Annotated in this window: 18 protein-coding genes and 1 pseudogene; 10 read left to right on the top strand and 9 right to left on the bottom strand. The window is 55.4% G+C overall.

The features are described from left to right. Positions 1 to 194: 194 nt before the first annotated feature. Positions 195 to 791 carry an alpha/beta fold hydrolase gene (locus ARUE_RS25015; protein ID WP_353580115.1) on the top strand — a complete coding sequence of 199 codons (597 nt, stop codon included), beginning with the start codon at positions 195 to 197 and terminating at the stop codon, positions 789 to 791. A gap of 74 nt (positions 792 to 865) precedes the next feature. Here ARUE_RS25015 and ARUE_RS16615 read toward each other — a convergent pair whose 3' ends face one another. Further along, positions 866 to 1,045 carry a hypothetical protein gene (locus ARUE_RS16615; RefSeq protein ID WP_014922549.1) on the bottom strand — a complete coding sequence of 60 codons (180 nt, stop codon included), beginning with the start codon at positions 1,043 to 1,045 and terminating at the stop codon, positions 866 to 868. A 229-nt stretch (positions 1,046 to 1,274) separates the two neighbouring features. Between ARUE_RS16615 and ARUE_RS24780 the strand changes: the two are divergent. After that, positions 1,275 to 2,039 (top strand): annotated as a pseudogene (locus tag ARUE_RS24780) (UTP--glucose-1-phosphate uridylyltransferase); the annotation flags it as partial. Positions 2,040 to 2,122: 83 nt separating this feature from the next. On the opposite strand, the gene ARUE_RS24170 reads toward ARUE_RS24780, so the two are convergent. From ARUE_RS24170 to gmd, 7 genes are all read right to left on the bottom strand, one after another. Further along, positions 2,123 to 2,551, bottom strand: coding sequence for a VanZ family protein (locus ARUE_RS24170; protein WP_162486178.1), 429 nt, complete (start codon positions 2,549 to 2,551; stop codon positions 2,123 to 2,125). A gap of 281 nt (positions 2,552 to 2,832) precedes the next feature. Further along, complete coding sequence (locus tag ARUE_RS16605; protein WP_014922546.1) at positions 2,833 to 3,453, bottom strand: LPXTG cell wall anchor domain-containing protein; 621 nt, start codon at positions 3,451 to 3,453, stop codon at positions 2,833 to 2,835. A gap of 172 nt (positions 3,454 to 3,625) precedes the next feature. Continuing rightward, entirely contained in the window at positions 3,626 to 5,167 is a 1,542-nt protein-coding gene (locus tag ARUE_RS16600; RefSeq protein ID WP_286139779.1) for a DUF4012 domain-containing protein, read from the bottom strand. A 326-nt stretch (positions 5,168 to 5,493) separates the two neighbouring features. Beyond that, on the bottom strand, positions 5,494 to 6,807 hold the full coding sequence (locus ARUE_RS16595) for a UDP-glucose dehydrogenase family protein (protein ID WP_043470584.1): 1,314 nt from the start codon (positions 6,805 to 6,807) through the stop codon (positions 5,494 to 5,496). A gap of 34 nt (positions 6,808 to 6,841) precedes the next feature. After that, positions 6,842 to 8,278, bottom strand: coding sequence for a sugar transferase (locus ARUE_RS16590; protein WP_014922543.1), 1,437 nt, complete (start codon positions 8,276 to 8,278; stop codon positions 6,842 to 6,844). A 41-nt stretch (positions 8,279 to 8,319) separates the two neighbouring features. Then, entirely contained in the window at positions 8,320 to 9,294 is a 975-nt protein-coding gene (locus ARUE_RS16585; protein WP_014922542.1) for a GDP-L-fucose synthase family protein, read from the bottom strand. Further along, complete coding sequence (gmd, locus tag ARUE_RS16580; protein ID WP_014922541.1) at positions 9,294 to 10,322, bottom strand: GDP-mannose 4,6-dehydratase; 1,029 nt, start codon at positions 10,320 to 10,322, stop codon at positions 9,294 to 9,296. Before gmd ends, ARUE_RS16585 begins: the two co-directional genes overlap by 1 nt. Positions 10,323 to 10,605: 283 nt before the next feature. On the opposite strand from gmd, the gene ARUE_RS16575 reads away from it, so the two are divergent. The 8 genes from ARUE_RS16575 (at position 10,606) to ARUE_RS16540 (ending at position 19,105) form a co-directional block, all read left to right on the top strand. Next, positions 10,606 to 11,331 carry a WecB/TagA/CpsF family glycosyltransferase gene (locus tag ARUE_RS16575; protein ID WP_043470581.1) on the top strand — a complete coding sequence of 242 codons (726 nt, stop codon included), beginning with the start codon at positions 10,606 to 10,608 and terminating at the stop codon, positions 11,329 to 11,331. After that, entirely contained in the window at positions 11,328 to 12,488 is a 1,161-nt protein-coding gene (locus ARUE_RS23795) for a glycosyltransferase family 4 protein (RefSeq protein WP_014922539.1), read from the top strand. The genes ARUE_RS16575 and ARUE_RS23795 overlap by 4 nt, the downstream gene beginning before the upstream one ends. A 106-nt stretch (positions 12,489 to 12,594) precedes the next feature. Then, positions 12,595 to 12,996: a serine O-acetyltransferase gene (locus ARUE_RS16565; protein WP_162486177.1), complete on the top strand. Its 402-nt coding sequence runs from the start codon at positions 12,595 to 12,597 to the stop codon at positions 12,994 to 12,996. Between the two features lie 63 nt (positions 12,997 to 13,059). Beyond that, the gene (locus tag ARUE_RS16560; protein ID WP_162486176.1) at positions 13,060 to 14,400 is read left to right on the top strand and encodes a lipopolysaccharide biosynthesis protein; all 1,341 of its coding nucleotides are present in this window, start codon (positions 13,060 to 13,062) and stop codon (positions 14,398 to 14,400) included. Between the two features lie 3 nt (positions 14,401 to 14,403). Further along, positions 14,404 to 15,444 (top strand): nitroreductase family protein, encoded by a 1,041-nt coding sequence (locus tag ARUE_RS16555; RefSeq protein ID WP_162486175.1) that lies wholly within the window; start codon positions 14,404 to 14,406, stop codon positions 15,442 to 15,444. After that, complete coding sequence (locus ARUE_RS16550; protein WP_014922535.1) at positions 15,435 to 16,556, top strand: polysaccharide pyruvyl transferase family protein; 1,122 nt, start codon at positions 15,435 to 15,437, stop codon at positions 16,554 to 16,556. The genes ARUE_RS16555 and ARUE_RS16550 overlap by 10 nt, the downstream gene beginning before the upstream one ends. Next, positions 16,553 to 17,437 (top strand): glycosyltransferase family 2 protein, encoded by an 885-nt coding sequence (locus ARUE_RS23440; RefSeq protein ID WP_162486174.1) that lies wholly within the window; start codon positions 16,553 to 16,555, stop codon positions 17,435 to 17,437. Before ARUE_RS16550 ends, ARUE_RS23440 begins: the two co-directional genes overlap by 4 nt. A 261-nt stretch (positions 17,438 to 17,698) precedes the next feature. After that, a complete protein-coding gene (locus ARUE_RS16540) occupies positions 17,699 to 19,105 on the top strand; it encodes a tyrosine-protein kinase domain-containing protein (protein WP_081589151.1) in 1,407 nt (468 codons plus the stop codon). Positions 19,106 to 19,397: 292 nt separating this feature from the next. On the opposite strand, the gene ARUE_RS23435 is transcribed toward ARUE_RS16540, so the two are convergent. Next, positions 19,398 to 20,720: an O-antigen ligase family protein gene (locus tag ARUE_RS23435; protein ID WP_014922533.1), complete on the bottom strand. Its 1,323-nt coding sequence runs from the start codon at positions 20,718 to 20,720 to the stop codon at positions 19,398 to 19,400. Between the last annotated feature and the right edge of the window lie 298 nt (positions 20,721 to 21,018).

Genomic DNA, 21,018 nt, shown 5'->3' with positions numbered 1-21,018 from the left:
ACCCGAACTTCCTAATGTCGTGGATCGGCAGGCTCGTGGGGGAGTGACTTTGCACTCGTTCCCTTGGGTCATGAAGTCCGAGGTTAGGACTGTCACCCTGCGTACAGGAATTAGCGTGCCCTGCCTCGTCCAGGGACACCTTGAGCAAAGAGTCGACGACGGCGGCGCGCCACTACTGCTGTTGCACGCCTGGAGTGAATCCTGGCGAAAGTTTTGATCGATTGCTTGCCTCGGTGCCGTCGCAGTTTCTGATTGCACCTGACCTGCGCGGACATGGTCATGCGGACAAGCCCGAGATGGGGTACTCACTCGTCGAAGTGGTGGCGGACGTGGTTGCGCTGCTGGGTGGTTTGGAGATTACGCGGGTACAGGTCCTGGGTTCCTCCAGCGGAGGATACCTGCGCAGCAGCTGGTCGTTCCGCATCGGCGCTTGTGGCATCACTGATCCTGGTGGGAGCACCACTGAACATGCGCGGGAAACCGCCCTTTGTGGACGAAGTGGAATCGTTGATAGATCCGATTTCCGAGAGCTGGGGTGCGAGAGTCTATGTCCTGGCACCGCCTGCTGCACTCAGTGCCCGTTTCCTACATCGAAGACCGTGTGCAGCTCGGCCGCGGCGTGCCGGCGGCTACTTGGAAAGCGTAGCTTCGAGGATTCTACGAGGCCGTTCCGCCCATTGAATCGGGCGCCGTTTCAGTTCCTACGCTTATCCTATGGGGCGCCCATGATTACTTGGTTCCGCGACACCATCAAAAGACCGTCGCCGAGGGCATCCCCGGTTCACAGTTGAAGGTGTATGAAAAGACCGGCCGTTTAGTGCTTTGGGAATGCCCGGAGCGGGTGGCGGAAACGTGACTGCGTTTCTTAAGGAATTCCTCCAAGCTGCGTGACCTCGCGGATTGTCTGCACTTGTTCCTTTAGTCGCGTCTCCTGCGCGCGTCTGCCAGCATCGTAGAACCACCACTGAATGTTGCCTTCTGCCGCGCTAGCGGCCTCGATGACTTCTTCGGTGTCTTGACCCTCATTGATTACGTACCTCGGCATGCTTCCCCCATTTGTAAGCGCAACCACCAATGTCCTCATTGTCTAGGTCTTCAGTGGAAACGAGCGGCTCCGTCAATCAAGTGTAAACACCTGCCCGCACCGAGCTAGGGCAAGGACTTGAGGTGGGCAGTGTCGCCCCTATAATAGGTCCACTAATTAGGCCTTCGGCAATAGTTCGCCCTCAACTTCGCAATTCAACGGCAAATTTATGAGGTTTTTTCATGACTAAATGGGGGACGCTGTGCGAAAAGCTGTCATTGCTGCTGCCGAGTTGGGACCTCGTTTCCTGCCTGCAACGAAGGCGATGCCGAAAGAGATGTTACCGGTTGTACACGTGCCGGCCATCCAGTAGGTCGTTGAGGAGGAGGTCAACGCCGGGCTTACAGATGGTCTTAGGATTACCGGACGCAGCAAGCGGACGTTGGAAGATCATTTTGACCGTGCCCCAGATCTTGAGCGGACCTTGAAACTAAGGGCGACAATCAGGATTGGGTGCTGTCCAGCACGCCTCGGACTTGGGCCCGGTACCAACGTAAGGCAAAGCGAGCCAAAGGGGCTAGCCACGCAGTTCTTTGCGGCCGACGGCATGTAGGGGACGAACCATTTGCCCTTCTCTTGGGAGATGACCTGATCGACGAACGGGATGAGCTCCTAACCACGATGATGGTTGTTCAAGGCAAAACCGGTGCTTCGGTCGTTGCACAAATCGAGGTGGAGTCGTCGCAAATCAGCACTTATGGTTGCATGGGTATCTTCGTGAAGAGGGAGAACAGTACGTTCGCGTGAATAAACTCGTTGAGAAGCCCAACGTTGAAGATGCCCCATCTAACTTGGCAGTCATCGGGCGTTAATCGTGCACCCAGCGGTCTTTGATGTATTGGATACGACGGAGCGTGGGCGTGGAGGCGAGATTCAATTAACAGATGCCCTTCAAACTCTGGGGACAACTGACGGCGAGGGCTCAGGCGTCTTCGGCGTGGTATTCCCCGGTCGGTTCGGTAGGACTTGAAGGCCTGGATGAAGGGCTTTTATTGCCTAGGGACCGCGATACGGCGGAAAGGTCACTGATGCCTGGGCCTAGGCTTCCGCCAGTCTCGGTGCACCGATTCGAGCAAGCAGGCGTGCTGAAACTATTCCAATGACCGCCCCACAAGTATTTGTGACAACATCTGCGACACTCGCATAGCGAGCAGAGATAAATAGCAACTGCCCGAACTCCATGCACAGCGAAGCTGCCAGCCCGATGGCGGCTAGGTGCCACCAAGATTTTTTGGAAAGCGCCATGGCGGCAAGAAAGCCGAGTGGAATGAACATCACAACGTTGGCAAAAGACTCAACAAAATGATAGTCAATCCAGCGGGGTGCACCGAGTCCATGAAGATACTTTAGGACTATAGTAAGTGTGCCTAGAATCGGTTTGTCTACGGGTGCAGGCCAAAAACCGACCAGCGCAAGGCTTGCCAAATATGCCGTCAGGGCTATTCGCCATGGAAATGGGTTTTTCAAGCGCGCCCTCACGAAGTTCGAATAATTGCCCAGGCACTGACGCTGATGGCCGCTACAGCCAGTAGTCCAAGCAGTGCGTATTGCGGGAATTCCGTGGGCAACTGATGGCTCCGCATCCTGGGGATGCACAGTTCAAAATGCCACCTTCGCCTTCTCCAATGTCGCCCCATGCTTCCTATGGATACCACAGGCGACTTGTTTGGGGAAATAAAACCAAAAAATGAGGGTGGTTTGCCAACAAGAATATTGTTGGCAAACCACCCTCACGTGGTCCAGTCCTATTAGGCAGAAACCTCGGTGCTCTTCGCACGACGGCGAGCTACCACGACGGATGCCGTGCCGGCTGCCAGCGCGCCTGCGCCCACGAGGGACCACAGGACGAGGCTGGAATCAGCACCGGTGTTAGCCAGCGGAACGCCGCCTGTGTTTGCCAGGTTAGTTCCAGTTCCGGTGGTGCTGCCCGTGTTTGACAGGGCCGCGCCGCCAACAACTACCGTCACGGGTCCGACAGTTACGCCAGAGGTGTTGCCGGTAGCGGTCAGAGCATACGCTCCGGGTTCGTTGATGACGATTGAAGCGGAGAAGGCGCCATTCCCATCAGCTACAGCAGGAATAGTGGAAGGTGCCAGCGGAATGCGTCCGGCGACCGCGAGACTGCCTGCGGAAACGCTGCCGCCACTGGCGGCAGGCGTTCCTGTCGGCGTTACCGTGATGGTGATGCCTTCGCCCGGCGTAAAGCCGGTGCCGCTGAAGATGAATGCTTCGCCCGGTGCCACGGAAGCATCGGAAACTGCGACGCTGGTGTTCGGAGCCGGGTAGTTGGCGTTGTTTGCTACGGCCGGTACTGCGCCGAGAAGTGCGATGGAACCTGCGAGCGTGAGTGCTGCAAGAGATTTCCTCATGTGTGTCCCCCCTGAGACCTTTTGGTACGACGTGGTGTGTGGAGATTTCCGAGACCCTACGAGACCGTAAGAGAAACCTCATGTGCTGCCCACATAGAACTTACCATTCAATGCTCGCAAGCAGCAAAGAAAATCCAGAGCCGTTACAAAGGATTAACGTGTAAGTCTTCTCCTATTCACAGGAACTGGCAACCGGTGTCTTGATGACGTCCTTGACAAGCTGAGTCGTTGGTGTGACAACCAACTGAGGCTCAGAATGTTGAACGATGTGACCGAAATTGAAGATTAGCGTAGTACTTTCACCTGGTGCCAGCTTGATGGTTGATGTGCCGACGGCTCGCTGCCCGTGCCGTTGCGCTGCAAACGGTATTTGTAGTCCGTCCTTGACAACAGTGTCAACATTCGCTTGGGCCGGTCCGTACGCGACGATGTTCGTCTGTACCGTGCCCGCCGGAACCCCGAATACACCACCTCCAGTGACGTATTCCGGGAGGGAGACTGCAGCATCCTCTGGGGCCGTGTTGGTGCTCGTGACGCTCAATGCGACTTCACGGTAGCCGTCGCGGGTGCAGTCTCTGACGACCTGAACGTTCCGCTTAATCCAATAGTCCATTTTGGCCCCGGTGCCATCATTGAAGTACACGCCGAACTGGGTGGGCACAACGCTTGAACCCGAGACGAGTCCACCAATTGAATACTTGCCGATAGTGGCTTGTTCGTCCTTGGATCCGGACCATAGCAGGATTCGCCGCTCGTCGATTCCCTTAGAAATCGCCTCCATGAGATTCTTTGGGTCGCTCCTTCCATCCGAGATAGCTGCGAATATTTCTGCGGCCGCTCCAGCGAAGTAGACGTCTTGGAGGTTTGGATTCTGGATTTTGGCGTAGGCATCAGACAACAGCGTTGGAACAACATTCTTACTTGTGAGTTCAGACGGGAGATCATCACCAAACTGCTGAGTAAGCGCCTGCGTTAGCTCAACCGGCCCCGTCGCGTCGAGGATGAAACTCAGCGCGACAGGATCGATGGAGAGGACACCGTCAAGGCGTTCCCCATTTTTCTTCTCCCACATGGTCTGAGCTGTGCTCGCTGTCGTTGCGAAATCGGGTGTCAGGTTGACGTCCTGCATAAATTTGCCCATACGCGCGGAATAGATGGCCTGCTGTTCCCCGTCAACGGAGATCGGCGGAAGGAAGGCGCCAAGCTGGCCGGCTGTCGTTTGAGACCCCAGAGAGAGTTTTCCTTTATCAACGCTGAGAACGGCGAGAGCGCCGGGTATACCCCCCGTAGCCCTGGACTCCGCGTTGTTTTGAAAAAGTAGTAGATAGCGCCGAGGGGTGTCTGCTCCCATCATTGCTGGGGCTAAATTGGCGGCGTCCGAGGCAGAATCAAGCCCCTTGCTCAGCCCTGTAAGTTCGTTCCGCGCAGAGACGAGCGGATCGGAGATCTGAGGTAGGAGTGTTGACTCATCGATGCGGTTTAGACGCTGGGCAGACTCCCTGACTGCGTGTGCGGCTGACTGCACGCTAGGTGCGGCGGCTTTGAGAGGAGCGAGGTCGATTCCGGCGGAGCTAGGAGTCAATGTGTTCCAATCCAGTGATCGGAACACCTTCACAAGCGGGGCCGCCCCCAGCCGCGCTACATCGTCCGCAGCGGACGAGACTTCGCTGGCCGCTTGTAGGTTTGGTCCTATCCAAGGAAGAACTGCAGCCACTTTCCACAGTGGATCCCCTGCGGCGCTTCTGGCCGACCCAGTGTGGGCCGTAAGTGCTTCAACCGTCCTGGACGCACCTTCAGCGTCAGCGGAAGCGATCTGGGTCTTGAGCGTAGGGAGCAGCTTTGTGGCTGCTGTTAGCTCAGACTTAATCAACTCCGCTCTCGATCCCAGCCAGGCAGCAGCGGAAACGGCTGCGATCAGGATGAACGCCGTCAATCCCCCAGCGATTGCAAAACGCCGACGGCGTCGCGTCTTAGCACGTGCTGATTTGGCACTTGCGGTCTTTGTGGACTCCGGCTTTTTCCCGCTCCTGGCGCTCATGCCTACGGCCGTCCGAGGCCACGGTATTGCCAGCCCGCCGAACGCCACTTAGCTGGATCAAGCACGTTACGGCCATCCAGAATGCGAGGGATTGCCACCGTTTCCTTAAGAACGTGCGGATCAAGTTCCCGGTATTCCTGCCACTCAGTGAGAAGCAGCACAGCGTCTGCGTTTTGTGTGGCGGCGTCCAAGTCCTGCTCATATTGGAGTTCAGGAAACCGCCGAGACGCATTGGATAGCGCCTTTGGATCAGTGACCGTCACTACCGCGCCTTGCAGTTGGAGCTGCGCAGCGATGCTCAACGCCGGAGAATCTCTTACGTCGTCGCTTTCGGGCTTGAATGCGGCGCCGAGTACTGTAATGCGCTTTCCAAGGAGACCGCCCCCGCATAGTTCACGTGTCAACTCCACCACTCGGCTTCGGCGACGCATGTTGATCGCGTCCACTTCGCGTAAGAAAGTCAGGGCTTGATCAGCTCCGAGCTCCCCAGCGCGTGCCATGAATGCGCGGATGTCTTTAGGCAGGCAGCCACCTCCGAAACCGATACCAGCTTGAAGGAACTTCCGACCGATTCTGTCGTCCATACCAATGGCATCAGCGAGCCGAGTCACATCAGCCCCGGCGGCCTCGCATAGCTCAGCCATTGCATTGATAAAAGAAATCTTCGTTGCGAGGAAAGAGTTTGCAGCTGTCTTCACCAGCTCGGCGGTTGGCAGATCCGTGACGAGTCTCGGCGTACCGTTGGAGAGAGGCGTGGCATAGAGCTCATCCAGGACGAGGACGGCCGGATGCTCCTCGGAACCGTCTGCAACGCCGTAAACGAATCGGTCGGGCAGCAGCGTGTCAGATACGGCGTGTCCTTCTCGGAGGAACTCAGGATTCCAAACTAAGTGTGCTTCCGGCTGACGTGCCTCAACTAAGGACGAAAGTCGGGCGGCCGTCCCGACGGGGACCGTAGACTTGCCGACGACGACATCCCCTGGTGCCAGATAGGGGAGAAGGCCTATGGTCGCCGCATCAACAAAAGTGAGGTCTGCTCCATTTTCCCCCTTCTTTTGAGGGGTTCCCACGCAGATGAAATGAACGTCCCGCCCACCTGCAGCCGCCATGTCTGTGGTGAATGTCAGTCTTCCGGTTTCTTGGACCTCTTCAAGAAGGGCTTCGAGACCCGGCTCGTAAAATGGCGCCCTGGCAGCTGAAAGCTCGGCGATTTTCCGCTCGTCAACGTCGATGCCTACCACGTCATGACCCAGCTTCGCCATGCAGGCCGCGTGAACGGCGCCGAGGTAGCCGCAGCCTATAACTGATATACGCATAAGTGGTTCCTTCCAAAGTTTCAGCCCTGTTGGGCTAGTAAGCACCAGTGCCGTGGAATACTGCGCGAGCGGTGCGGAGAATAATGACTAAGTCGCCGGCAAGGGACCAATTCTCAACGTAGTAGAGGTCCAGCCTCACTGAATCCTGCCAAGACAAGTTAGATCTTCCGCTGACTTGCCAAAGTCCAGTTAGTCCTGGCTTGACCAACAAACGCCGGCGGACATCGTGTTCGTAAGCCGCAACCTCTCGAGGAAGAGGAGGTCGGGGACCAACCAAGCTCATTGAGCCCATGAAGATATTGAAAAGTTGCGGTAATTCATCAAGGCTATATTTCCGTAGGATGCGACCAACCCGAGTAATTCGCGGATCATCCTTAATCTTAAAGAGCAAGCCGCTTCCCTCGTTCTGACCTTGAAGTTCCGCTAAGCGAGCCTCCGCATCGACAACCATCGACCGGAATTTGAGCATTTGAAAATGCCGTCCCTCGATGCCAACCCGATCTTGCTTGAATAGAACGGGACCTTTGCTTTCGATCTTTACGAGAGTCGCGATCGCCAACATAAGTGGCGTGGTGAAAGCAATCAGAAGACCCGAAACCAAGATGTCAAACAGCCGCTTGGCTACGCGCTGCCCACCTTCCAATGATGGTGTCGTGACATGGATCAACGGCAAGCCAGCGACTTGCTGGGTGTGGATTCTTGGGCCCGCAATGTCGGTAAGAGCGGGGGCCATGATAAGTCCAACGTTCCTAGCTGCCAGTTCCCACCCAAGATGTCTTATTGTTTGGGGATGCAGCTGCACGCCAGCAGATACGGCAACAGCGTCCGCCTGGCAGCTGTCGATCGCGGCCAGGACAGACTCAGTGTCGGTTCCGTTTCCTAGAACCGGGAGCCCCGAATCCTGCTCAATGCCTGTCCGAGCTGCTGCCCCAGGCGTGTAGGCGGCGACAGGCAGGTATCCGGAATGTTTAGCACTGTGTAGCGACGCTGCGAGATGGGCAACAGCACTGGGGCCGCCCAGAAGCAGGAGTCGGGACATGCTTTTGCCCTTTTGCCTCGCTACGCTGAGGTGCTGGCGAAGAAGCCACCGTGCAAGGAGTAAGCCGGCCAACCCCACTGGTAGTGCAATTCCTACATAACCTCGAGCAGGCTCAATTCTCAGAACATAGGAGAAAATTGCAATAAGTCCGAATAACCAGAGAGAAGCGGCGGCCACCCTCTTGTACTCGTCTGGACCGGCACCAAGGATGCGACTTTGCCGGCTGTTCCACGCCCCAAGCATGAACCACCAAACGATGGCAATTGCGGCTGAAATCCAAATATAATTTGGCTCTTCGCCGGAAATGACGAAATTAGGATCTACCCCGAAGCGAATTACGTAAGCGCCTACAACAGCCCATATGATGACGAAAGCATCTACAATCCGAAGTCTCCGGGATGCCTCAAGCTGCCAATCCTTTTCCCGACTCAAAGAGCCCCCATTCCCTTCCGGAACTGCGAACTAACCAATGGCTACGTACGGACGTTCTCAAGATTTGAGCGATACCATTCAACCGTTGACTGTATTCCGGCTTCCAAGTCGATGGATGAAGTCCAGCCTGCATCTGTAAGACGCGAAACATCCAGGAGTTTTCGAGGCGTACCGTCAGGCTTGGACGTGTCCCATTCAATTTCACCTGAATAGCCGACAGCTCGCGCAACAGTCTGGGCCAACTCCTTGATAGTCACGTCCGTCCCTGTGCCGACGTTGACCTGCTCGGGGCCGTCATAGTTCTCGAGAAGGTGCAGGCATGCTGACGCCATGTCATCAACATGGAGAAACTCCCGGCGCGGTGAGCCAGATCCCCAGTTAGTTACCAATGTGGCTCCAGACGAGGCTGCTTCATCGTAGCGCCGGATGAGTGCTGGCAGCACGTGGGAGCCTGTCGGTGAAAAGTTGTCGCCGGGGCCGTACAGATTCGTAGGCATGGCTGATATCCATGGCAATCCGTATTGGCGGCGGATTGCTTGCACATGCATAATTCCCGCAATTTTTGCAATGGCATACGCATCGTTTGTGGGTTCGAGATGGCCTGTCAGCAGCGAGTCCTCTCGGATTGGCTGTGCGGCAAACTTCGGGTAGATACATGAAGAGCCAAGGAACAGTAGACGTTCTGTTCCGTGTTCGAGAGCGGCATCCAAGACGTTGACTTGAATCCTCAAGTTGTCACTCAGGAAGTCCACTGGGTGGGTTTGGTTCGCGAGAATGCCCCCCACTTTTGCCGCTGCCAGTACGACATAACGCGGCTTGACCTGAGAGAAAAACTCGAACACAGCATCGCGATTCTTAAGATCGAGCTCCGAGGAACTTCGACCCACCAAATTCGTGAAACCCTCAGATGACAGGTGTCGCCAGATGGCCGACCCCACCAAGCCACCGTGGCCGGCGACGTAGAAGGTGCCGTCCCTGTCGAGGACGCCCGGCTCAAACGCAGACGATTCGGACATCAGTTCTTCCAGCTTTCAAGGTCGACGGTGTCGATCCAGTGATTTCCCGCATGATTAAGTGCCTCGATGTCAGCATCGACCATGATTCGTGCGAGTTCCGGCGTCTGAACCGTGGCTTTCCATCCGAGCTTCTCGTGCGCCTTTGAAGCATCTCCGACAAGGGCGTCGACCTCGGTGGGACGCAGGTAGCGTTCGTCGAAACGTACGTACTTTTCCCAGTCCAGGCCCGCATGGTCAAATGAAATCTGCAAGAAGTCCTGCACGGTGTAGTTTCCGCCGGTAGCGAGAACAAAGTCCTCCGGTTCGTCGGCTTGCAACATTCTCCACATGCCCTCCACGTACTCGGCTGCGTAGCCCCAGTCACGTACGGCATCGAGGTTGCCCATATACAGAAGGTCCTGTCGACCAGCCTTAATGGCCGCAACCGCTCGCGTGATCTTGCGTGTTACGAATGTTTCGCCGCGCCGAGGAGACTCATGATTGAAGAGAATGCCGTTCACCGCGAACATGCCGTATGCCTCACGGTAGTTCTTGGTTACCCAGTAGCTGTAAACCTTGGCTGCGCCATATGGCGACCTGGGATAGAACGGAGTGTCTTCATCCTGGGGTGGAGGAGTGGCCCCGAACATTTCTGAAGACGAAGCCTGGTAGAACCTCGTTTCGATACCAGACATACGAACCGCCTCAAGGAGACGAATCGAGCCGATTCCTGTGGTGTCACCAGTGTGTTCCGGCTCGTCGAAAGAGACTCGGACATGTGACTGGGCTGCCAGGTTGTAAACCTCATCCGGCTGAATTTCGGCCATCAAAGTCACAAGGCGTGCCCCATCACTAAGATCACCGTAGTGAAGGAACAGCTTTGCCCGCGGGTCGTGGGGATCTACGTAAAGGTGATCAATGCGAGCCGTGTTGAAGGTGGAAGCACGGCGGATGAGACCGTGAACTTCGTATCCTTTCGCGAGGAGCAGTTCCGCAAGGTAGGAGCCGTCCTGACCTGTGATACCGGTGATGAAGGCACGTTTAGTCAACGCAGTTCCCCCTGAGTCTGTGTCATGAGTCCAAAATGTTTAGCGGCCTCTGGACGCCACGCTGGTTGTGGCGTCCGATCATTGGGTGGCCGAACGCCGTCAGCATACCGGTTTTCGACAGCCACTGCGTTACGGTCACGTTTCGTTGCGACGTCTTATACCAACAAATCATGACAAGGCTAGTCAATTGATACACTTGTCCTACGCGGGAGATGACTCAGCACTCCCGCAAGTCTCGATGTGTTTCCATGCATCGGCCGGGGTAATCATTGCAGGGGGTCCAATGGAAAAGGTCAAGTTTGCAGGCGTGCCGTTCGCGACTTCCACGCCAGACCAAGCGGTCGACGTAATAATCAGTAAGGTCAAGGCCGGAGGCACAGCCCTTGATATCCACTTTCTGAACGCGTACAGCATTGCTCTCGCCGAAACAGATAGTGGATTCAGGAAATGTGTCTCCGAGGCTGCACTGAACTTCCCTGACGGGAAACCGATCTCAGTATTACAGCGAAGACTCCACCAGGTTCGAGGCCCAGGGCTCTTCGAGGCAGTCATGGATCGCGGACGAGAAGTAGGGCTTCGCCACTACTTGCTTGGGTCCACTGACGAAACGTTGCTAAAGCTCCAACGCAGTCTCGAGTCTCGTTACCCGGGCGTGGAAATTGTGGGAAGCTTCAGTCCTCCATTTCGGAAGCTCACTCCTGAGGAACTGCAGGCACAGGATGACCAGATCAGGGCCTCGGGGGCGGAGATAGTCTGGGTCGGGTTGGGAACGCCTAAGCAAGACTACGAGGCTGCGAGACTTGCCTCTGTCGGTATTATGTGTGCCGCCGTCGGTGCGGCATTCGATTTCTCTGCTGGAACAAAAGCCGTATCACCTAAGTGGGTTACAGCCATTGGGCTGGAATGGGTCCATCGTCTTCTTTCGGAACCTAGACGCTTGTGGAAGCGCTATGCGTGGGGTAACGCCGTGTTCTTGTATGCGGCCACGAGAAGCAGCCTGACACGGTGAAGATTGCCGTCGTCCACAGTTTTTACTCTGGCGCTGTTCCGAGCGGTGAAAATAATGTAGTCGAGATGCAAGTGGAAGCACTTCGTTCCAGCGGGCACGAAGTTGAACTTGTAGATGTGCGAACCGACCAGTTGTCAGATAAGCCACTATACAAACTCAGGACCGCCGTTAATATCATTAGCGGCGGTGGTGAAAGCCCACTCGAACGACTGAACAACTTTTCCCCGGATGTTGTTCACGTCCATAACTTGTTCCCTAACTACTCTACTCATTGGTTGGGTACCTGGGATGGCCCCCTTGTTGCGACAATTCACAACTTCAGGCCTGTATGTGCCGCGGCAACACTCTTTCGTGATGGACAGACGTGTACTAAGTGCCCTCAGTCAGGTCACCACAACGCAGTCATTCATGCATGCTATAAAGACTCAAAAATTGCGACGCTGCCACTGGCGATTCGATCATCGCGAGGCTTGACTCATGACCCTGTTCTCTCACGCGCTGATGAGTTGGTTTTCCTCTCGGATCGAGCACTGCGTACATACCGCGAACTAGGGTTGTCGCCTGAAAATTGTACGATAATACCTAACTTCGTTAGTGGAGATAAGAGGACGGGAACGCCAGGGGCGGGTAAGCACTGGATTTACGCCGGGCGCCTCACTCAGGAGAAGGGCATAACCGATCTGCTTCGGAATTGGCCCTCCGATGAACTCCTGAGCGTTTTTGGGGATGGCCCGTGTCTCGAAGAAGCCATGGACCTTGCAGGATCGAATGTCACGTTCTCTGGTAACGTACCCCGGGCGGTATTGCTGTCTGAGTTGAGCGCAGCTAAGGGGCTAGTTCTACCGAGCAGTTGGGCTGAGGGGCTTCCGACGATTTATCTGGAGGCACTCGCAGCAGCACTCCCAGTCGTCGCTAGGGCGGGCAACAGCGCGGCAGACGACATATCTTTGCACGAACACGGGGTTGTATACAGCGATCCTGAAGATGTGAAGGAGGCAGTGCAAGTAGTGAACGATGGGCGCGAGCTCTTCGCAGAGCAGTCACTCGCTCGCTATAAGCAAGCCTATACTCCCGATGCTTGGGTCGATGGAGTCGTAGCGGTTTATCAAAAGGCGATCAGAACCAGAAAGCGGACGGACTATGCGACTAGGCATTAATAATCTGAACGATCTTAGTCGGTATGTGTCAGCAGATAGACGAGCAAATCCCAGAGACCCGAAAGCCCAACTGGGATTGCTAGTTTTGAGAGTCTGCCAGTGGCTAATGGGTGACAACACCCGCCCTAGAAAAATATCTCTGCCGTTTATTGCAATCTACCGAATCATTTCGGAAATTGTGTTTGGGTTTGAGCTGCGGCCTAAGACCTTTATTGGTCCAGGGCTCACTATCTACCACGGTTTTGGGCTTGTGGTGAATGATCATTCAGTCATCGGATCTGGAGTAATCCTCCGCAACGGTGTCGTTATCGGGAACAAGGTTCCGGGCGGTCCGTGCCCGACGATAGAAGATGGTGTTGAAATTGGTGCCAATGCTGTCATTATTGGCGGGGTCCGTATCGGTCGCAACTCAAAAATTGGTGCCGGCTCGGTCGTGACCAAGGACGTTGCGGCTGAGTCGGTCGTTGCGGGCAACCCAGCCCGTGAAGTTGCCAGAATTGCCACCTGATAGCTTCTCCGCAAGCTTGGTACGAGAGATGAACGAGCCTGAATGCAGTCTACCCAGACGCGAGTGAAAGCCCCCACGCCCGGCCCGCAGCGTGGTGGGTTCCGCAAACTTGTTTCCACGGCAACTAGCACGGGTATTCTCACAGCAGGCATCGTCCTCCGTGTATTAAGCCTTTTTGTATTGACTATTCTTCTGGGTAGAAGCACGGGTGCAAACGAACTAGGTGCATTGTCATTGCTTCTAGCTGGTGCGGCACTGATGCAGTCAATATCAGTGGGTGGCCTGGCGGGCGCTGCCGTCCATAAACTTCTGACTTCCGGTGATAATGTTAACTCCGCTCTGCTCGCACTAGTCTCATCTAGACTAGTCTTGATTTTTCCAACATTTTTAATTGGAACTCTACTCATTGCCTCAACGGAAATAATTGATAGCCCAGTTGGAATCGCAGTCTTTTTTGCTGGCTATGCCATTGGTGCCTTTGATGTCGGGGAGCTCGGAAAGTCTGCCAAAGGTCACTTTCTGTCCATGGGAATCGCTCGCATATTGGCGGTTATCGTGGTTGCGGCCCCGAAGTTCATCGCGGCAAATCAGGGTGACCTTGCGGGTGTTCTAATTTGGCAGGGATGTGAGGCAGCGTTGTGGCAGCTTGTGGTACTGCCAGGATCCGGCTTCAAGCTTCGCCTGCTAGGTTCGGCCTTCCGGCAACTGAAATCTGGCTTTGAGCAGGTCTGGACGCTAAGAAGCCTTTGGCTGGGGAATGTGCTCTCATCGCTTGCGCAGCGCATCGATATCTTCATTGTCGGTGCCCTGATAGGCCAATCAGGTGTTGGGCAATATTCAACTGCAAGTCGTCCAGTGGAGGCTTCTGTAATTCTTGCGACGAGCATGGTCACGGTCCTCTTCAATGGCCTCGTTCGTTCCAGTCACACCCCGTCAAGATATGCCAGGAACTGTCGTAAAAGTGGCCGCATAGTAGGATTGATGGGTTTGGTAGCAACATTATTACTCGCCTTTGCAGGGCCACCATTGATCGAGTGGCTGTATGGGCCGGAGTTCTCAGCGGCAGCTGCACTGATGCCGATTTATGCGATATCGACATTTTTCGTCTTCCAGCGGCAATTTCTGAGCCGACTTATTATCATCGAGAAGGCCTACAACGTTAGCCTTGTAAACAACTTAACGATGCTGCTCTGCAGCGCCGGGTTAAATTTTGCGCTCATCCCATACTTTGGTGTGCTCGGTGCCGCAATAGCTGCCGCTGTCGCCCACCCACTCTCCCTTGGAATGAGCATGGCAACAACCAAGCGGGGCCGGCGTCTTCTCGGTCTCGCGTTCGGTGGCCTGGTGCTTTCCAAAAGACTGGTTCGGCTCACTGCGCACCGCGCAATAGATGAAAGGCAATAGACGTTGACAGCAACGGGCAGGATGTTCGAGTTACTTCGACGACAGAAACGGGCCGTCTTCAGCAAGGCAAGCCACCTGGCGCAGGCGAGACTGGGGGCAGGTCTATACTTCCTCCTCACAGGCGCCTTCGGCGACGAAAAAACTGCTGTCATGCAGGGGAACCATCTTCACTTTAGTGGGGAGCGTCTGGGAAACCATCGCATGTTTCTGCGTCGTTCAGTCCACAGGATTGAGAAGGGGCTGATCTCCCGTCCCATGCGGAAATCTTTCGCTGCTGACTACATTGAGGGCACTCTTGAGACGTACGTGAATTTGCGCAACGCAGAAACGGAAGACAAAGGCGAGCTTCAGTGGGCCCGCGACGTACTGGCAAGATACTTTGAGTCAACCCTTCAGTCGACGGACGATCGCATAATCCGTGCTCGGAAGCGCTGGCACGGGACTGATCATGCCCCTTCCATCGTTTCGGACGATCTATCGCCCTTCCCGTATCACGCGATCAGTTCGGAAAAAGCGTTCGACGAAGTTTCCCGTGTCGCCATGAACCGAAGATCGGTACGTTGGTTCAAGCCGGACGTCGTGCCGAGAGAAGTGGTTGAAAGAGCCGTGCAAGTCGGCTTGACTGCACCAAGTGCGTGTAATCGTCAGAGTTACCGGCTTGAGTTAATAGGACAAGGAGACCTTCTCGACGAGGTAGCCTCTATTCCTATGGGCACTGCTGGTTTTGCCCAGCAGATACCCCTGCTCGGGGTCCTGATAGGGCAACACCGAGGGTACGAGCATCACCGAGACCGACATGCAATCTACGTCGACGGCGGTCTATTCAGCACAGGATTTATTCTCGCCCTGGAAAGCCAAGGCGTCAGTTCCTGCTGCATCAACTGGCCCGAGATCCCTTCGTTGAACAAGCGAATGTCTGCAGCCTTGGGCCTGCAGAGAGATGAAAGGGTTGTCATGTTGATAGCCATTGGATATGGGATTGATGGTCAAGAGGTTCCGAGGAGCCACAAACGGAATATTGGGACGGTATTGTCATGGCGCTAAAAACCATTCTGATAAGTGGCGCTGAAGTTGGGGATAAGTTCCTTGGAAATCGCGGAGCCGAACATCTTCTTAGAACGTCCGCAAGCCGCCTGCGGAGCATGGGCCTACAGCCAGCGGTAACCTTCGGCAAGGTCGATGCATCGTTGTCAGCAGAATTGGGTCTGGTTCAGTATGTTGGTAATCCGCGAATCGACAAGGTGGACAAGTTTCTTCCGCGGTTCAAAACATCCAATTTTGTCAACATCAAAGAGCTGTCTGGCGTTTTGGATGCTTCAGGATTCGCGCTTGGTGACGCTTGGGGAACCGAGACGGCAAAATGGTTGAAGCGGAAATATCAACAGTGGGATAGCCACGGCGTACCGGTCATCGCCTTGCCGCAGGCGTACGGATCTTTCACAAGTCCGGAGCTAGCGAAGCTCTGCCGCGAGGCGCTTGAGATCTGCCAATTGGTTTATCCACGGGACAGAACGTCGGCGGAACACCTGGAAAATTTGGGGCTAGGTGCTAATCTTTGCGACCCTGTCCCGGACATCACCATCGGCGAAGAGCTGCAGGGCACAAAGTCGCAGAGAGCGGAGCGAATGGTTCTGGTACCAAACTGGAATCTAGCGGAGCGCGGCGATAAAGGTGCTTACAGCGCCTCACTCCTCGAGAGCATTCGTTGGGCGCACCGCCACAAACTTGAAGTTGTAGGGGTTCTTCACGAGGGTTCTCGCGATCTAAAGCTTCTGCAGCAATTGCAGTCTGAGGAGACAATCCGCATAGTAGCTGACCTCACAGGATGGGAAACAAAGCGCTACATCGCAGAGTCCCAGGTCGTGGTTTCTGGTCGTTACCATGCCGTACTGGCCGCACTGACAACAAGCACGCCTGTCCTAACACACTCGTGGTCCCACAAATATCGGGAAGTGCTGAGCCAATTCGGAGTCGAGGAATGGCTGGCAGATCCGAGCGACCCTAGTTCAGTTTCGAGACAACTCGACCAAATTTCGGCATCTGGCAAGACGGTGAAACTAAGCGATCACAAGCAGCTCCTGAGGTCCTCCATTGATGCAATGTGGGGCCAGGTTCAGAACCTGCTCAGCTCATCTTCGAAGGTGACACTTTCGTGAGCGGAAACGGTGACCACAGCACACCCGTTGTCTCTGTGATCATGCCTACTTTCAACGATCGGCAGGTAATCGGCGACGCCATTCAGTCGATAGTGAACCAGACGTTCGACTCTTGGGAGTTGTTGGTGGTCGACGATGCATCAACAGATGGGACGGCCGATTTCGTGGCCAAGAACTTCCAAGATCCCAGAATCTCCGTTATTCGTATGGAGTCCAACTCAGGATCGGGCGTATGCCGCAACCGAGCCATAGCCGCGGCACGGGGGGATTTTGTGGCGGTCATGGACGCAGATGACATCTCCTTACCGCAACGGCTAGAGCTCCAGGTCGATCAGTTGAGACTTGACCCGGATCTTGGGGCTGTATCAGCTCAGGTACTTGAGTTTGGAACATGGGGTGGACCTGTGCCTGGGTCGTGGCCAACAGATAGCTCGAATATCAGGGATCGACAGCTGGCTAAGAAGATGCCGATTCCTCATCCGGCTGCGATGTTCCGGCGGCAACAAGTAATAGATGTTGGCGGATATGACGAGGCGTGCCTGCGTGCACAGGATTTTAGTCTGCTCTTGCGTTTGGGAAATATCAAGTTGGCAACTTTGGATACGCCTCTTGTCAAGTACCGGACAAATAGACCGATCGGTCTTGGATACGTCATACGGAACGATTGGTACGCAGACTTGGCGCGACGCCGAAATAGTGCCCAGCTGAATGGCACTCGGCTCGACGAACTTCCGACAGAAGTCCAAAAATCGATCCGGGGCCTCGCGGGCTCATGCAAGAGCTGGTTGATCCGCAATACTCGGGAGCAGTGGCAACTCCTCCGTCTCAAGCGGAATCCGAACTTGCGCCGGACACACTCCGACACAAGCTGGGGCAGTTGATGACTGCCTTCCTGAGCACCAGTCCGGGGCGACTTGCCCGAAGTCGATATCGGGCGGAATGGCCTTCGTCACCAGCGTTCGCCATTTGTGAGTACACATCTCTGGGGCTGAGCGAACTAGTTACGAATCCGTTCAGTGGTCATCGGGTGTCGTCTCATGCCGAGTTGAGCCGGGGCATCCACGTAGAATTGCTGTCGACACACTGCCGCCACATGGCTTTTCCATTGCCAACTTTCAGTTATCAACCCAAGGGGACCCGGTTTGAACATTCGTGACTATGTGCGAATTCTCCGTCGCAACTGGATCTTGATCACGGCACTTACTCTCTTGGGCCTTCTCGCGGGTGGAGTCTTAACCGTGATTTCCAAGCCTACGTACACCGCCGAAACTCAACTATTCGTTGCGATTCAAAACTCAGGCACCGTTCAAGAGTTGCAGCAAGGCAACAACTTCAGCCAGGCACGGGTTCAGTCATACGTTCGCACGATCGATTCCCCGCTTGTGCTTCAACCCGCAATTGATTCCCTTGGCATCGACGTCACGGCGGAACAACTGGCGTCTCGCGTTACGGCTTCTACCGAACTCAACACCGTGCTAATCAAGATTTCAGTCGCTGACGAGTCCGCAGTTCAAGCGGCTGCGCTAGCGCAGGCCGTAGGTGACAGCCTAATTCGGACCGTGGACACTTTGGAGAAGCCTAAGACCGGAGGCTCCTCTCCAGTTAGCTTGTCCATAATAAAACCAGCGAAAGCTCCGCTGGCGCCTTCGGCTCCTAATGGCCGATTGAACGTGATTTTGGGGCTCGTGGTGGGGCTTGTCCTTGGAGTAGGTGCAGCGCTCTTGCGTACGGTTCTGGACAACCGCGTTCGAACGGAAGCGGACCTGCGGAAGGTGACAGATGCTCCTCTCTTGGGCGGCATCACTTATGACCAGGACGCCACTAAAAAACCGTTGTTGACACAGGCAGCGCATCAAAGCCCTCGCGCCGAATCCTTCCGCCAACTTCGCACAAATCTTCAGTTCGCTAACGTTTCGGGTCGGGCAAAGTCTGTCTTGGTAACGTCGTCGCTACCTGGTGAAGGAAAGAGCACCACAGCGATCAATCTTGCTATCGCACTTGCGCAAGCTGGGCAGTCTGTTTGTTTGGTGGACGCGGACCTTAGGCGGCCGATGGTCAGCGAATACCTCGGTCTTGACCGAAACGCCGGCTTAACCACATATCTCGTAGGCAAGGCCGACGTCAACGACCTACTCCAGCCCTGGGGAGACGACCAGTTGTTTGTCCTGACGTCTGGTGAAATCCCCCCTAACCCCAGCGAACTATTGGGCTCCGAAGGCATGAGGCAATTGCTGTCACGTCTAGAGAGCGTGTTCGATTCCGTAGTAATCGACGCGCCGCCTCTCCTACCCGTTACGGACGCGGCTGTCCTTTCACAGCATGTCGGGGGCGTAATGGTCGTCGTTGGCTCCCACAAGCTCCGGATCCATGATCTGGAAAAGTCCTTGAACGCGCTTGAGCTTGTTGGATCCACCGTACTCGGAATGGTGCTTAACCAACTCCCCTCCAAGGGGCCCGACGCATATGCCTATAGTTACTACAGAACCGAAGTGGAGCCTGCGGGGCGCAGGCCGATTTCAGAACGAGTAACATCGCCTAAAGGCTCTTAGCCCCCGCAGAGCTGCGTCAGTGGATGCTTGCTAACTTGAGAGTCCATAAATTTCACAAAGGCCCGCCGTCCGTATGGAAGGCGGGCCTTTGTGTGAGCATGCAGGCCCTGTGTCTCGACAGCATGGCGGGCGGCAGACGTTCCTGCAGAAGGCCTGCACTGAGTCCAGCCGACATCACGTCAAGAATCGTGCTCCAGTAACGTGCGGGGACAGCCCAAAAGGATTTGAGCGGGGCGACATCACGCTGTTCGCAGTTCAGGAAGATGTCCCGCATCGTTGCTGCCGTACAAGCCTAGTTCCGGGCGCGTGGAGTCCCGGAAATCGTGTTCCGCCTAGCGTCTTCTATTCTCGGACTTCCGACGCCGTGAGACGGTTCCGGCTCACTTTCTGGTTCTAGAGGTAGGCCCAGAGACGCCCCGATAATCAAACCAAGCGGCAGCATGATGAAGGGGTAAACGATCACATTGTCGGTGATGGCGGCTGACAGGACTGCCACCAAGGAGAGTAGTGCCGACCAGTGGATTGGGTCTCCGGAGCGCCTTATTCGGGCCGCGATGCGCGTCAGTAGCATAACCATACCGAGCCCGAAGAGAACTAGTCCGACCCAACCGAAATCGTGCAGTATTCTCAAGTACTCGTTGTGCGGATGACCAATGTTGCGAAATAGCGGTGTTATGAGGGCTGAGGCGGAACCTGGGCCATGCCCGAAGACAGGCGCTTCCTGGGATGACTTGTACGTAATATCCCATAGGACAGCACGGCCAGACGTATTCAGTTCGACCCCACCGACTGTAGCCCCGCCGTCGCCTTCCAAGAAACGTTCTCGAAAAGGTTCATAGAAGTTGAAGAGCCAGTACGCGAGACCACCGGCCGCGACGGCCATTCCCAGTGAAGCCAATAACTTCAAGCCCTTCCTAGCCCGCAATGCAAGGAACATGAGCATTGCAATGGCGATAACTGTTGCTGTTCTCGACAGGCTGAGAGCTATCGCGCCCGCTACGAGGAACGGTGCAAGGCGTACGATTTTTCTTCGGGGTGTGTTGGGAATAAGCACAGCCAAGAAAATGAGTCCGACTAGGCCGAAAGCTCTCTCACTAAATAGCCGAAAACCCGCCAAATTGGTAACTATGAAGGCGCACGTGACTATCAAACCCACTAGCCGCATCCTGTGGCCGATTGCCTGCGCTCCCGCTCGGCTAACCTGCACCGACGTGAGGCCCGCACTTGCGACAAAGATAGTATAAACGGCAACGTTCTGCAGGCCTTCTGCGGACGGCTCCATCGCCAGTGCAATGAGGGCAACCACAACGAAGGCGGTTAGCGGCCACGGAATTGTGGCTCTGCCACTGCCGCTCTTTTGAGAAGTGCGGCCGAGAATGATGATTGGTGATAGGAAGGCGCAGAGCAGTGCAGTCGCCAGAGTTAGTGCCCCCGATAAGCTTAGCGGCCCGGCGCTTACTCGAGTAAGAGAATCAACGATTAGTAACCAAGCCACGCCGAGGGTCAGCAGAGTTGGAACCTTCGTCCTTGAGCTCTGCTGCAGTTGGTTCCTTCCCCTTCGACCCGTATCTCTCGAGATTGCGCGTCGTGCATCCCCCGCCACGGCTTGTGTCATGTCTTGGATTCTACCTGTGCTGCGGATTGCTTTTCTCTTCCCCCAAGTGGGCAGAGGCCGTATGTGACCTCACCGTCGCACGCTGTTCGAGCGTTTAGACGAACATCGTGTGGACGGAGTGAGATGACAACTAGCCTCGGAAACCAAGAATTTACCCAAATGGCTCTGGTTGTGATGCGCAGGAAATCTCTGGCTTATGGAGGACAACTAGAGTCGGTCTCATGTCGCATCCTCGGTTCATGAGCCTCAGTAAAGAGACGCGGCGGCAAGCCAAGCACCGGCAACTGCGGCTAGTAGT

Origin of the sequence: Arthrobacter sp. Rue61a (assembly GCF_000294695.2) — a bacterium.
In the GTDB taxonomy this organism is placed as follows: domain Bacteria; phylum Actinomycetota; class Actinomycetes; order Actinomycetales; family Micrococcaceae; genus Arthrobacter; species Arthrobacter aurescens_A.
The sequence above is the reverse complement of the archived record's forward strand: the minus strand, read 5'-3'. Positions and strand labels throughout refer to the sequence as shown.